This is a genomic window from Vibrio agarilyticus (genome assembly GCF_012641465.1).
GTDB classification, from domain to species: Bacteria; Pseudomonadota; Gammaproteobacteria; order Enterobacterales; family Vibrionaceae; genus Vibrio; species Vibrio agarilyticus.
Map to the genome: position 1 here is coordinate 40,204 of NZ_JABAIK010000023.1, position 13,287 is coordinate 53,490.

The 13,287-nt window shown below is 43.8% G+C and carries 15 protein-coding genes, 2 tRNA genes and 1 pseudogene; 11 read left to right on the forward strand and 7 right to left on the reverse strand.

Translation table 11 applies throughout. The features are described from left to right. Positions 1–123 precede the first annotated feature (123 nt). Positions 124–747, forward strand: a complete 624-nt coding sequence (locus HGP28_RS17035) for a beta-phosphoglucomutase family hydrolase (RefSeq protein ID WP_168837662.1) — start codon at positions 124–126, stop codon at positions 745–747. 70 nt (positions 748–817) lie between these two features. Here the strand turns inward: HGP28_RS17035 and bamJ are convergent, their stop codons facing one another. Both bamJ and HGP28_RS17045 read right to left on the reverse strand, forming a co-directional pair. Continuing rightward, a complete protein-coding gene (bamJ, locus tag HGP28_RS17040) occupies positions 818–1,291 on the reverse strand; it encodes a BamJ family beta-barrel-assembly machinery protein (protein ID WP_168837663.1) in 474 nt (157 codons plus the stop codon). Between the two features lie 15 nt (positions 1,292–1,306). After that, positions 1,307–1,948 carry a thioredoxin domain-containing protein gene (locus HGP28_RS17045; RefSeq protein WP_168837664.1) on the reverse strand — a complete coding sequence of 214 codons (642 nt, stop codon included), beginning with the start codon at positions 1,946–1,948 and terminating at the stop codon, positions 1,307–1,309. A gap of 311 nt (positions 1,949–2,259) precedes the next feature. Here HGP28_RS17045 and HGP28_RS17050 point away from each other — a divergent pair, with 311 nt between their 5' ends. Beyond that, on the forward strand, positions 2,260–2,889 hold the full coding sequence (locus HGP28_RS17050; RefSeq protein ID WP_168837665.1) for an OmpA family protein: 630 nt from the start codon (positions 2,260–2,262) through the stop codon (positions 2,887–2,889). Between the two features lie 6 nt (positions 2,890–2,895). Here the strand turns inward: HGP28_RS17050 and HGP28_RS17055 are convergent, their stop codons facing one another. The 3 genes from HGP28_RS17055 to HGP28_RS17065 form a co-directional block, all read right to left on the reverse strand. Next, positions 2,896–3,255: a glutaredoxin domain-containing protein gene (locus HGP28_RS17055; RefSeq protein WP_168837666.1), complete on the reverse strand. Its 360-nt coding sequence runs from the start codon at positions 3,253–3,255 to the stop codon at positions 2,896–2,898. Between the two features lie 82 nt (positions 3,256–3,337). Continuing rightward, a complete protein-coding gene (locus HGP28_RS17060) occupies positions 3,338–3,880 on the reverse strand; it encodes a hypothetical protein (RefSeq protein ID WP_168837667.1) in 543 nt (180 codons plus the stop codon). Between the two features lie 322 nt (positions 3,881–4,202). Next, positions 4,203–4,412 (reverse strand): cold-shock protein, encoded by a 210-nt coding sequence (locus HGP28_RS17065; protein WP_168837668.1) that lies wholly within the window; start codon positions 4,410–4,412, stop codon positions 4,203–4,205. A 460-nt stretch (positions 4,413–4,872) separates the two neighbouring features. Here HGP28_RS17065 and HGP28_RS17070 point away from each other — a divergent pair, with 460 nt between their 5' ends. The 4 genes from HGP28_RS17070 to HGP28_RS17085 all read left to right on the forward strand — a co-directional run bounded on the left by HGP28_RS17070 (position 4,873) and on the right by HGP28_RS17085 (position 6,843). Beyond that, positions 4,873–5,394: a TetR/AcrR family transcriptional regulator gene (locus HGP28_RS17070; protein ID WP_168837669.1), complete on the forward strand. Its 522-nt coding sequence runs from the start codon at positions 4,873–4,875 to the stop codon at positions 5,392–5,394. A gap of 20 nt (positions 5,395–5,414) precedes the next feature. After that, entirely contained in the window at positions 5,415–6,479 is a 1,065-nt protein-coding gene (locus HGP28_RS17075; RefSeq protein ID WP_168837670.1) for an alcohol dehydrogenase family protein, read from the forward strand. Positions 6,480–6,656: 177 nt separating this feature from the next. Continuing rightward, a tRNA-Leu gene (locus HGP28_RS17080) sits at positions 6,657–6,743 on the forward strand. A 26-nt stretch (positions 6,744–6,769) separates the two neighbouring features. Then, positions 6,770–6,843 (forward strand) — tRNA-Cys (locus HGP28_RS17085). Positions 6,844–6,889: 46 nt separating this feature from the next. Here the strand turns inward: HGP28_RS17085 and HGP28_RS17090 are convergent. Both HGP28_RS17090 and HGP28_RS17095 read right to left on the reverse strand, forming a co-directional pair. Then, on the reverse strand, positions 6,890–7,462 hold the full coding sequence (locus tag HGP28_RS17090; protein WP_168837671.1) for a DUF4174 domain-containing protein: 573 nt from the start codon (positions 7,460–7,462) through the stop codon (positions 6,890–6,892). A 220-nt stretch (positions 7,463–7,682) separates the two neighbouring features. Beyond that, positions 7,683–7,883, reverse strand: a complete 201-nt coding sequence (locus HGP28_RS17095) for a DUF2986 domain-containing protein (protein WP_168837672.1) — start codon at positions 7,881–7,883, stop codon at positions 7,683–7,685. A 702-nt stretch (positions 7,884–8,585) separates the two neighbouring features. Here HGP28_RS17095 and HGP28_RS17100 point away from each other — a divergent pair. The 5 genes and pseudogenes from HGP28_RS17100 to HGP28_RS17120 all read left to right on the forward strand — a co-directional run bounded on the left by HGP28_RS17100 (position 8,586) and on the right by HGP28_RS17120 (position 12,802). After that, a complete protein-coding gene (locus HGP28_RS17100; RefSeq protein ID WP_168837673.1) occupies positions 8,586–9,281 on the forward strand; it encodes a DUF969 domain-containing protein in 696 nt (231 codons plus the stop codon). 3 nt (positions 9,282–9,284) lie between these two features. After that, positions 9,285–10,190 (forward strand): DUF979 domain-containing protein, encoded by a 906-nt coding sequence (locus HGP28_RS17105; RefSeq protein WP_168837674.1) that lies wholly within the window; start codon positions 9,285–9,287, stop codon positions 10,188–10,190. A gap of 8 nt (positions 10,191–10,198) precedes the next feature. Further along, positions 10,199–10,837, forward strand: a complete 639-nt coding sequence (pcp, locus tag HGP28_RS17110; RefSeq protein ID WP_168837675.1) for a pyroglutamyl-peptidase I — start codon at positions 10,199–10,201, stop codon at positions 10,835–10,837. A gap of 183 nt (positions 10,838–11,020) precedes the next feature. Next, positions 11,021–11,679 (forward strand): annotated as a pseudogene (tnpC, locus tag HGP28_RS17115) (IS66 family transposase); the annotation flags it as partial. Positions 11,680–11,812: 133 nt separating this feature from the next. Next, on the forward strand, positions 11,813–12,802 hold the full coding sequence (locus HGP28_RS17120) for a glycosyltransferase family 2 protein (protein WP_168837676.1): 990 nt from the start codon (positions 11,813–11,815) through the stop codon (positions 12,800–12,802). Positions 12,803–13,287: the final 485 nt, after the last annotated feature.

Genomic DNA, 13,287 nt, shown 5'->3' on the forward strand with positions numbered 1-13,287 from the left:
GTGTTCATGTTTCCCCGTCCTTGAACAATAGATGATTCATATTAGCGCATCGTCAATAAAGATAGGTAGATGTTTCTATGGATAAAGTTTGTTACCCTCAAGCAAATTGTGTTGGAGAGACGTATGAACGATGACTTTAATGGTGTAGCGCTGGATTTTTCCCGCTATCAAGGATTGATCTTTGACATGGATGGCACTTTGATTGATACCATGCCAGCTCATCTGGAAGCTTGGTCGAGAACCATGGAGGTTTTTGATATTCCATGTGATAAAGCATGGATTCACGCCAGGGGCGGAATGCCGAGTAGCAAAATCGTGGTCGAAATGAATAAACACTTTAGTCTTGATCTCGACCCTCAACAGGTCGCGCAGCATAAAATGGCGACATTTAGTGCGATGGAGGATCACGGGGATTGCATTCGAGTGACCTGCGAGCTTGTGCGAAAATACGTTGGAGAGAAAAAACTCGCAGTTGGTACGGGCAGTTTGCGCGAATCTGCGATGAAATTACTTGAAAAATCTCAGCTGTTGTCATTTTTTGATGCTGTTGTGACAGCAAGTGATGTGACTGAACATAAACCCAATCCTCACACCTTTTTGTTAGCCGCTGAGCAACTCAATTTACCATCAGAACAATGCGCTGTTTTTGAAGATACCGAGCTCGGATTACAAGCCGCTCACGCGGCTGGAATGGATTGTTTTATGGTTGAAGGTGAGACCTTGGTGTTCCATCCTTATATAAAGTAACACTCATCGTGATACCCAAGTAACCGTCCTGCTTAACGTTACTTGGGTATAAATAGCACGGGTATCAATATTATTCGATGCCAAGCAACTCAACATCAAAGATGAGCGTGGCAGAAGGTGGAATAGGCCCTGCTCCGTTTTTGCCATAGGCAAGTTGGCTTGGAATAAAGAAACGCATTTTATCGCCTACAACCATGTGCTGAAGTCCCTCAGTCCAACCTGGAATCACTTGATTTAGACCGAAGGTGATTGGCTCCCCTCGTTCGACAGAGCTGTCAAAGACAGTGCCGTCAATCAATGTTCCATGATAATGGACCTTAACACGGCTCGTCGCGGTTGGGTTTATTTCACCGTCCCCTTTATTAAGCACAAGATATTGCAACCCACTTTCGGTTGTGACGACGCCTTCTTGATTTGCATTGGAGGCAAGGAAGGTTTGTCCTTGTTGCAAATTAATCTCGGCGGATTTGTGGTTCGTCCATGTGCGATAGATAAAAAATGCCGCAAGAGCAAAGATGATTAAGGGAAAAATAAATTTAGACACAAAAACCTCGTGTAATTATGGCTGAGACAATAAATAAGAAATGGTATTCGCAATTTGCTCACTGCTGGTGTGAGCTGAGGGCAACACTTGATATTTGCTATTGACAATAAATGTCGGCACTGAATTTATCTGAGCTTGTTCTGTGATCACATCCGCTCGCGCAAGCATTTCAAAAAGAACCTCTTTCTGCTCATCGGTGAGTGTGTAGGGCGTTTGTAACCCACGTTCGGTGAACACTTTATTTAACGCTTGTTCTTTTTCTGCTTGAGTAAATTCACTGCCCATTTGCACTGCTGCAAACAGATCTTCCATGAGAGCGTGATCGGGAACGCCACCGATCTGCAGTACTGCCGTGTAATAAATGATCGCGGCAACTTGCGCATTTTGATTAAAAGTCACTGGAATTTTGCCGAAGGTCTCCCCTGTGGCATTTTGCAGTTCAGGAATCATGCTCTCTAACGTACGGCAATGGCCACAAATCAACGAAAACACCTCGGTAACGGGAGCAAGTTCAAATCCGTCTAATGTTTGAGGCAAAAGCACATACTGTTCACCTTGTTTTGGTGTGCTGATCTTGGGCTCTTGGGCAGGTTCACAGCCAGTTAGCATGATGCCAGCAATGAGCGCCAAGAAGGAATGTCGAATGGTATGTAACATAAGAAATCTCTATCTATCGATAATCTTTGAAGTTTAGCGCGTATAGACAGCTCGGAAAACTGTTACTTTGTTAAAGGACTGAGATTGTTGAGTCACTCGAGGGGGAATTGGTGTTGCAGCTCTGCACTTGAATTCGCGCTTGTGTGATCCCGAGCCACTAAAGATTCAAAGCGCGCTGCCGATAGTATACTCACTAGAAATGCGTCTTCACTTTTTAGTAGACGCTGCAGCGTTATACCTAAGTAACTTCTAAATACGCGGCTCAGCGAGAATGACTTGGGTATAAAAGGTTCGGGTTTCGTAGGTATCACATGTTGAAGAGATTCGGTGCGCTCAGTGCGACATTTATATTGGTTGGTTGCCAGTCGACCAACTTTGGCTACAGCATGCTCGATGTGGCTCCTGAAGATAGCCAACTTTTGCGACACCCCAACTGGGGAGAGCCACAGCTGCAAGTGATAGAAGAGCGTACGGAAACGCGAATTGTGATTGGCCAGCCGCGACCTACTCATGCGTTGTCGCAGCTACAATCTTTGGAGCATGGACTAGCTAGGCGTGGGTGGCATTATCAAATTTTGTCAGGGCAATATTTGATGATTCATTTGACCGAAGGGATTCACTTTAAAACAAATTCGAGCGAAATCTCCGAGCCTTCAAGACGTTGGTTATTAAGCTTAGCCGAATATCTGTCTACGCAGCCGGAGGTTGAAATTGTGATTAATGGCCATACTGATGATAGTGGAAGAAATCGTTACAACGATGGACTGTCAGAGCGTCGTGCTCAAATGGTCAAACAAATCTTGATGCAAGGGAAAATGCCAATCACGCGGTTATTTACTCGAGCATTTGGTGAATATTTACCAAGTTGTAGCAACCAAACCAACTCAGGGCGTACCTGTAACCGCCGCGTTGATTTGGTGCTGCTTGTGCCGCAACGCTAAGTGTTGTTATACAAACTCACGTTGGATGAATGCAACGATATCATTCGATTCATACAGCCATTCAACGTGCCCATTTTGTTCAATTCGCAAACAGGGCACTTTGATTTTGCCACCTTGTGTTTCAAGCTCTTGGCGAAATTGTACGTTGTTTTTGGCGTCTCTTAACTCTATGTCCACCGACTGGCGTTTGAGTGCGCGACGCACTTTGACACAAAAAGGGCAAGCCTCGAACTGGTACAGCGCATAATGGCTCGCTTTTTCATCGATGCGTTTTTGATGTTCTGAATCACGTGTAATGCCGCGCGGCGAAAAGAGTGCGTCGCTAAGTAAAATGACTTTCCCCAGAACAGAGCGGATCAACTTCATATAACCTCCTAGTGGAATCTCTCCAAATCCTACCAATAGGGTCGACCTCACACCACTAAACGTTAATGTTTTGTAATGATTTTTAGGGTCTGTTGGACCCAAAACAGAACGTTAGCCAGCGTTTAAACAGTGATAATGTTGATGAAGGAGCAGCATGCTGGCCGTGATAAAAACTGGCCATAAAGTTTGTACGCTGCTGATGTTGGTCTAGATTGCAGATCTGAGCAATAAGACTGGCGCATTTGGCGGCATGATCGTTGGCTAAGCTAAAGTCCATGTGTAAATACCCTTGAACATAAAGCCATAAATGGGTGATAAGCGCTAACTCTTCAAGTTGCACGTCATGAAATTTATTATGATGTTGTGCAATGCTTTGTGTTAGGGCGCGTTTCAATTCGCGTCGCGAATCGAGATGGGTCTCAACCATGCACGAAAGTTCAAGGTGTGTTTTGGTTAAAATGCCCAATAGGTGCAGACGGGGTGAGGTCTCGGGTTTTCTCTCACAGGTGTTGGCGTAGAGCTGTGATTCACGAGAACAAAACAGATGGTATGCATCGGGATAGTCGGTGACTATCGAAAGACGATCAGCGCCGATGTGGCACAGTTGAGATTCAAGAATGTTCATACATATACCCAAGTGACCTCAAGATGCAGGATTCAGAGCCGACTCACTGGGCTGAGAGCAAGGCAAACAACGTAGCGAAATAGCCAGTCTATTTTCAAGTTGTTTAACGCAGCCATCAGTTCAGTGATCGGCTCCCGAAGGGCGAGTTGTCTTTGTTCATCAGCTTTGTTGACGATTTTCGATTGAGAGCCACTCAATCTTCAAATCCTCGCCTCACTGACAAACCAAGTCATTCTCGCTGAACCTCGCATCTTGAGGTTACTTGGGTATAAACAAAATAGCCAGCGTAATGCTGGCTATTTTAAGGAATATTCAACAGAAATTACACAACAGTGATGTTTTCTGCTTGAGGTCCTTTTTGACCTTGAGAGATCACGAATTCGACCTTCTGACCTTCAGCTAGAGTGCGGAAGCCGTCACCTTGAATAGCAGAAAAGTGTGCGAAAACATCTGGTCCATTTTCTTGTTTGATGAAGCCAAAGCCCTTAGTTTCGTTAAACCATTTCACGGTACCAGTTACGGTATTAGACATAGTAAATTCCTAAAATATCTTTAAACAGTGCCAAATTGGCGCGGATAGCGTGGAAAAATAAATTGCTATTGCGTACAACAGGACGGGGATTTACAAGTAATCCATCGAAATGTGTAGAACAAAGAACTTTCTTTCTAGCCAACGCTGAGTCTAGGTCAAAACAGCAAAGAGTCAATAAACCGGACGAGAGTTAGAATCGAAACTTTGTCGTTAATCACTAATTAACTTATTTTGTTTGGTAACCTTTACAAAATAATGACGGTTGCCATTATTTTGGCTATTCAGTATTCCCTCAAACGAACCTAAGATACCGATAAACAAGATCTTTTTTTATTATGTGCATCACATTATCGCGGTTCATTTTTATTAGTTTATTTATCAGCAATCATTTCCATTGACAAGGTAGAATGATCACTTTACTTTGGTAGAGTGTTTATTTTACCTAAATAATATTTTTTCCATGAAAAATGTGATCGCAAGCCGTTTGGAGATGGCATTTAGCCAATATGGGTTTGCTGAGCCAAGTGTTAATCAATTGAAAGATGCGTGCGAAGTTAGCCTGCGCACTTTGTATAAGTATTACCCATCAAAAGAAGCAATGATTGTTGCGGCTCTAGAATATCGCCACCAACGCTATGTGAATCTGTTATTGCAAGATGCACCGTTACCAGGCTATCCAGCAATTATCGATATTATTACGAAACTCGCTTGGTGGATGGAGGAATTTGCGCCTCATGGCTGCCTCTATTCTAACGCGCTTGCTGCTTTTCCCTCTGATAAAACCATTAGTGAACGAGTCGAACAGCATAAGTGGCAGGTTAAACGCTTTGTGATAAGCCAATCTGGCAATCCTATGCTTGGAGATGCGATTTTTTTAGTCCTTGAGGGGATGTCGAGTACGTGGCCTATTTATGGCTCAGCCGCTGTAGAGTCCGCAAAACAGGCGATCGCTTTGTTGTACCGTAATAATGAATTAATTTAATAATGTAGGATGAGTTAATAATGGCAATTGAGAACGCACCTTTGATGAAAGGCGTCTATTTAACCGGTCATGGCGATATTGAAAAACTTGAGTACCGAGAAGATATTGCTCGGCCAACGCCAAGTGCTCAACAAGTACTCATTCGAGTGAGCGCAGCAGGTGTGAATAACACTGATATCAACACTCGCACAGGATGGTACTCAAAAAGTAACGAAAGTGACGATGCATCTTGGTCCGGCAAGGCGTTGACGTTTCCTTTGATTCAAGGCGCTGATGTGTGCGGTGTTATTGTTGAAGTTGGCGCCGAGGTTGATGCAAAGCGAATTGGTGAGCGTGTGCTAGTTGAGCCATGTTTAACTCAGTTTAATGGTCAGCCACTCGAACGTTTTTGGTATTTTGGTTCAGAGTGCCATGGCGGTTTTGCTGAATATGCGGTTATCGATAGCGCCCACGCTTATGCCGTCAATTCGTCATTAACCGACATCGAGTTAGCCTCTTTTCCGTGTTCTTATTCAACTGCTGAAAATATGCTGACATGCGCGCAAGTGGATCACACCGATACTGTGTTAATTTCAGGCGCATCTGGCGGGGTTGGATCGGCTGCAATCCAGCTTGCGAAAGCGCGTGGTGCGAAAGTGATAGCAATAACCAGTGAGAGTAAAGCCAGTCTTCTTACTGAATTAGGTGCCGACGAGATTGTGCTGCGTGATAGGTCGCTGCAGCAAACGCTGGGAGACAATAGCGTGGATGTTGTTATTGATTTGGTTGGCGGTGAGCAGTGGCCACAATTTCTCAATGTGCTTAAGCCTCGTGGTCGCTATGCAGTCGCTGGAGCGATTGGTGGCGCACTAGTGGAGCTAGACATTCGCACGCTGTATTTGAAAGATCTGCGCTTTTATGGTTGCACCCAGCTCGAAACAGGCGTGTTTGCTAGTTTAATCCAGCGTATCGAGAAGGGACACATTCGCCCGTTGGTTGCCAAAACATACCCATTGGCAGAGATCGGGTTAGCTCAAGAGGCATTTGGTAGTAAGCAGCATATTGGAAAAATCGTTTTATCAGTAAGCGATGGTCATACTGCGTGATTGTCGATGGATAAATCACCAAGTCGCGCAAATATTCTCTCATTTGCTGCTAAGTTAAGCACTTGATCTTCTGATGAGAAATAATTTGTTGACCCAAATTTCAAATCAGTTAAAGTACGCCTCGTTGTCACGGCAAAGCACACCACGCGGTGAGTGATAACGGAAAATGATGCCAATGCCCTGGTGGTGAAATTGGTAGACACAAGGGATTTAAAATCCCTCGACTTTCGAGTCGTGCCGGTTCAAGTCCGGCCCGGGGCACCATTTTCTTTTGTTTTGCGCGACATTCAGGCGCCTTGGCAGAGTGGCCATGCAGCGGATTGCAAATCCGTGGACCTCGGTTCGACTCCGGGAGGCGCCTCCATTTTCAGAAAAAACCAGCTTCGGCTGGTTTTTTCGTATTCGTAACGCTACATTTCACAACGACCTCGCAGGTAAGGAGCCGCCCGTAGCTCTGCTTGGCGACTTGGTGTCTGATTGATCACGTATCGCATATCGGGCCAGTCAACACTATCGTGCCAGCGCGATTTCTCCATACCATCTTTACCTACCAAGACGGCGGTGTGCCGGTCAGTGTCGATTTCAAAGTAGCGGTGTAAGGTGCGGATATCAAATGCGTGGCCTATCCAATCGGGCTTGGTTTGCCCGTCTTTCTTAATGATGAGTACAATGACGTCCAATTCACGCAGGTAGCAGTGATGCATCAAGGCTTCTAACTCAAGTTGGTCAACAAGGTCATCGTACGCGGGCGTAAAATAGAAAATGGCACGGTGGTGCCACTCAAATTGTGGCTGGTGATAAGGGTCGGAATAGGGCATAGCATTTGAGTGCGAACTCAAAGCCGTCGTCAATAGGGCAAGGGCCACAAGGCACGTCGATTTAAACGCGTGCTGCGTGAAAAAAAAGGCGGCCTGTTTGGGTCGCTTACTAACCGCGTGAAATTGGCATCTCGCGCGATGCCACATTGGGGAACATGGAAGCATAGTTACTCCAAATATCGTTATACCTCATGTTTCATGTCGAAGACACTTAGCAGACGGCAAGGCATTGTTATACCCAAATGGCTTCAAGATGCGCGGCTCTGAATCGGCATCTTGAGGTCACTTGGAGATCCTAGCTACCTGTACGAAGTTTGGTGGTCAAAGAGTTAACGATGCAAAGTGAACAGAGGGTATTTGGGGTAATTTCTCGAAGTCAGGACGCTTAGATATCAGAATCTGGACTGATTTCGATAGACTCGATTTGAGCATCAGAGTCGAGGGCCTCATTGGTGTCTTGCTGAGCCTCTAACTGCGCTCGCTCTGCTTTTGAGACATAACGGGGTTTATTGCTTTTATGCAACTTCGAGTTTTGCTTTTTCTGCTTTGCTTTGAGGATTTGGTTGATCCGTTTTTTGCGATTCATGAGTCACTCCTAAATGGGTCTCGGAGAATACTGGGGATGGCACAAAAGCACAATAGTGCTTGTTGAGAGATGGATCCTTTATGCTGCCTTAACAGCTTTTATGTAGGTCAACGACCCACCAAAGCCTCTGTATTGTACACATCTCCCACAAACCTACCTGAAACGACAAAGTCGTTTAGGTATATTTAAGTCACCTCAACGCGGCTTTCCTTATCTGTTCATTCTCGTTCACAAAAGATAATTAATTTATATAGCAAACAGTAAAAATATATTGATAAATTAATGTATTGGTCATTATAGAAACATTGATTTGAAGCACGTAAAAATCGTCTCATATACTCAAATTACTAATGTAAACGTTTTCGTATATGTCGAACTATTTTAAGTGGAACGGGTATATACCCGGACCACTTGAAGTTGCAGGGGTGTTGACGGGTACTCACAAACCTCATCACATAGTTTATCTATGTTCACGAAGTGCTCAGAGGCTTTGTTCGCTGGTCGCCTACCTGCATCTTCAAGTTGTTTGGGTATAAGTCGACATTAGTGTGAGAACCACAACGATGGCACTAGACGCTGACAACGTGAATCTATGCGCAGAGGCATTGTTCGAGTGTTGCTAGTCAATGACGTCACGTTGTTTGGCTCTTGACCGCCTCAATAAAGTGGGAAGAACGACGATTTAAATTTAAGGATATGTGAATGATTGATTTATGGCCATTGATTGGCATTGTTATTATCACTCTCGGGTTAGCATTAAAACAAAACACGCTTTTGGTGATCTTGATTGCGGGCGTAGCGACGGGATTTGTCGCCAATATTCCACTGGTGGATATTTTATCTGCACTTGGACAATCATTTACGCAAAATCGGTACATGTCATTGTTTATATTGGTATTGCCAATGATTGGTATCTTAGAGCGTTACGGCTTGCGTCAACGTGCCGAAGTGATGATCGGCTCGATGAAAAAAGCATCGATCGGCAAGATCCTTATGACGTACCTATTGATGCGTAAAATAACCAATGGCATGGGGCTCAATATCGGTGGACACCCCTCAATGATCCGACCTCTTATTGCGCCAATGGCCGAAGCGGCGGAGGAAAAGTCGTCTTCCAACCTGACTGAAAGCAAGCGACAGTCCATTCGCGCGCTATCAGCAGCAAGTGAAAACTTTGGTAACTTTTTTAGTCAGCTGCTGTTTGTCGGTACCGGAGGATTGCTGCTTATTAAAGGTGTAATGGCGGATAATCAACTTGATGTCGCCCTTGAGACAATGGCGCTATGGGCATTACCTACTGCCATTGCATCAATGCTCGTGTTTGGTGTGTATGTTCGCGGTATCAGTGCACAGGTGAATGAACGCGAAACCGCAACCGATGTTGTTGAGGAGAAATAAGTCATGTTGGAGTATGTATATCAAGCGACAGGCTTACTGTTGATAGCGTTTTCGTTGCAGAGTTTTCTCGACAAAGACAATCCAAAACGAGTGGGCAATGGCTTATTTTGGTTAATCTACGGCGTGACATTCCTTTTCGGTGCGATGATGCCACATTGGATCACGGGTGTGATGGTGCTAGCGCTAACGGGCCTTGCGGCTGCTGGATTCATGGGAACGGGCAATTACAGCACAACGACCGAAGAGCAGCGTAAACAAAGTGCAGGCATTTTGAAGAATAAACTGTTTATTCCGGCGCTTGTGGTGCCTCTTGGGACTGTCTGTATTAGTCAACTAACGGATTTGGGCGCCTTGATTGGCCTAGGTCTCAGTTCAGTTGTGGCGATTTTGGTGGCGCTAGTCATTACCAAAAGCCGCCCGATTCACAGCCTAAATGAAGGCAGAAGATTGATTGATTCAATTGGCTGGGCGGCAATTTTATCCCAGTTCCTAGCGGCATTAGGTTATCTGTTCAATAAAGCCGGTGTGGGCGAAACGGTCGCGGCTATCGTGCAGATGTTCATTCCGGAGAATATGCTCATTGTTAAAGTCATGGCGTACTGCATTGGTATGGCCGTGTTTACTATTGTGATGGGTAATGCCTTTGCCGCGTTTGCGGTGATCACGACGGGCATTGGAATTCCGCTTCTTATTCTTGGTCAAGATGGTAATGCGGCCATCATTGGTGTCTTGGGCATGCTTTCTGGTTTTTGCGGTACGTTAATGACACCAATGGCAGCAAACTTTAATGTTGTGCCAGCCGCTTTACTTGAATTGAAAAATAAACACCACGTGATTCTAATGCAGATTATTCCTGGTCTGGTTATTTTGACGTTTAATATTATTTTGATGTACAGCTTTGCTTTTTGAGATAACAGATGAAAAAAGTACTAATAACCGGATTCGAACCTTTTGGTGGCGCGTCAATTAACCCCGCATTAGAGGCAGTAAAACGACTTGCAGGCGTTGAATTGGTTGGTGGCAAAATTGTCGTTTGTGAAGTTCCAGTGACGCGTTTTGAATCGATAGACACCGTGGTAAATGCTATTGAACAGCATCAGCCTGATTATGTTATTACCGTAGGGCAGGCTGCCGGCCGCACCGCCATTACGCCGGAACGTGTGGCGATTAATGTCGACGATTTCCGTATACCAGATAATGGCGGTAATCAGCCTATTGATGAGCCGATTATTGCAAAGGGACCAGATGCGTATTTTACGACGCTTCCGATCAAAGCGATTTCACGCACTTTGCAAGAAAATGGTATTCCATGTCAGGTCTCTAATACCGCGGGTACATTCGTGTGTAACCACCTTTTCTATGGTGTGCAGCACTACCTGCGCGATAAAAAAATTGGGCATGGTTTCGTTCACATTCCACTATTGCCTGAGCAAGATACATTGGGAAACCAAGCAACCATGTCACTTGAAACCATTGTTGAAGGTTTAAGATTCGTTGCTCAAGCGACCATCGATAACCCAAGTGATATGATTATTGGCGCAGGACAAATCTGCTAGAAAAGCTCTCGTTCTCCCTAAAGTTACAGGGCCGTTGACCTGAACTCATAAACCCCATCACATGGTTTATCGATGTGATGGGGTTTTGTTCGTTTGCTGCATTTGAAGTTGATAAAGGGTATTAAATAATGGCAATATGCCCCTCTGGCAATAAAGTGCAAATCATCATTGATGCGATGAAAACCGAGCCGCAGTGCGCAGTGCGTCCAAAACTTTTTAGCCGATTTACTCTCGGATGGCTATAGCGCATACGACAAGCTTGAAAATGTGACTCAAGCTGCTTGTATGGCGCATGTGCGCAAAAGTTTACCGATGGCCAAAAAGCGTCCTCATCGAAAAAAGCGGGTAAGCCGGAGAAGGCGCTTAACTTTATTAGCAAATTATATCGTGTAGAAAAGAAGGCAGAAGGACTCAATGCTGAGTCTCGCCACACACTACGACAAGAAGAAGCCAAGCCCATTTTAGATGAGTTCAAGCAGTGGCTTGAAGATCAACACGTTCTACTAAATGGGTTACTCGGAAAAGCCATTGCCTATACTATTAACTAGTGGCCTAAACTACTCACTTATCTAGAAGATAGTGATATTAGTATCGACAACAACATGACTGAGCGAGATATCAGACCGTTCACAACGGGGCGAAAAAATTGGATGTTCTCAACTTCGGTCGGCGGAGCAAACGCCAGTGCAAACTTGTATAGCCCGGTGATGACTTGTCGTGCTAACGATATAAATCCGTATTATTACTTCCAGCAGCTGTTCACTGAGTTACCAAGGCGTAGCCCGACAGATGACGTGTCGGATCTTATACCGTGGAACGTGAAAATTAGTGGATCTGAGTAAGACTTTACTGGTTCATTAACCGCTTACATTTCAATAAGAACTGTCGTGCATCAAAAATTTAGAGACAAGTGCTAACTAAGAGTGCATATTGTATTTTTTGTAATTATACGTCGTATGCAAGAGGTCTAGCTGTATGCATCACTCAAAATTGTCTGTAGTAATACCAATGTACAATACAAGTCGATTTATTGAAGATTGTATTCAATCAGTGCTAAATCAGAACTACAATAATATAGAAATCATTATCATTGATGACTGCTCGATAGATGATAGTTATCAGCGTGTTCAGGATTTATATGGAAAGCATCCATCAGTTCGTATTGAGCAGATGGAAATAAACTCAGGTGCTGGTGGTGCTAGAAATCGTGGCTTAAGTTTAGCTTCTGGTGAATACATTAGTTTTTTAGATAGTGATGACGCATGGCATTCATCATTCATAGAGCTTATGTTGACGGAACTTATAAACACTAATTCGAATATTGTTTCCTGTCTTGACAGTCGGTTTTCAGATGCTCCAAATATATCATCGCTTTTAGAAAAAAAATCATTTAAATCGATTACCCCTATTGAGTCGTTGCTATTAGCAGAAAGCGCATGTAAGAAAATTTATAAAATAGATTACTTAAGAGAAAATAACATACGTTTCCCTGAATATATGACAGCGGAAGATGCTTTATTTACACCATTATCATTATCATTTGCTGGAACAATTCGCCATATTGACTTACCCCTATACTTATACAGATTAGCACATTCGACATCTGTGACCAAAAGTGGAAAAGCAATTGAGGACGGGCTGAATATATTGTCACAGATTTTGTCACATCCGTTGATTACAAACGAAATCAAAATATTTATGACTCAGAAAAAAATTGTTGGCTATATCAGAAGAAACGCGACATTGTCACCAAGAAAAGCATTAGCTCATATCCAATCATATGAGATAATATCTACTTGTCTCAGTTGTATAATCAGTGAAAATGGTGATACTTATTTGTGTGGCAAAGATAAGCAAGCTTGGGCTTCCATTTACCAATATCTATTAACCCAAAATAGATTTTATCTTATTGTTCTTTATTTTAGGTTTTTCAATCGGTTACGGAGATTGAAGCGTGCGCACTAATGCTTAAATTAAGCCTATCTATATCCCAAAACTTGAAGATGCAGATTGGCGGCAGGCGAACAAAATCTGAACTTTGCGATAAAGTTTTTGAGTGCGAATCAATACCACTGTAACTTCAAGTGAGGTCAGGGCAGGATCATACTTCGATGTATCTATAACCCAAGGAAGACTCTTGTCCTATAATCATCGTTCCAATTCGCTTTCTTCATCTTCACCTTTTGGCAAGGCGCTCCACAGTCGCATTGTTTGAACATATTCATAGCAAAACATCGTAAGCATATCATAAACCGCGCATTCTAATTACCTAATACGGATAACAAGATCAAGTCTTCAACCATAAGGAGATTTGAAATGGTAAAACGACGCAACGGCCAAGTATAGTCAACCTTCGCTTGTCGCAAGATACGTGATATCTGTAATGACCCAGCCGAAATTGGACAACTTAAGCCGCTAATTCATACGCTTTAGCGGGCGTTTTCATATTC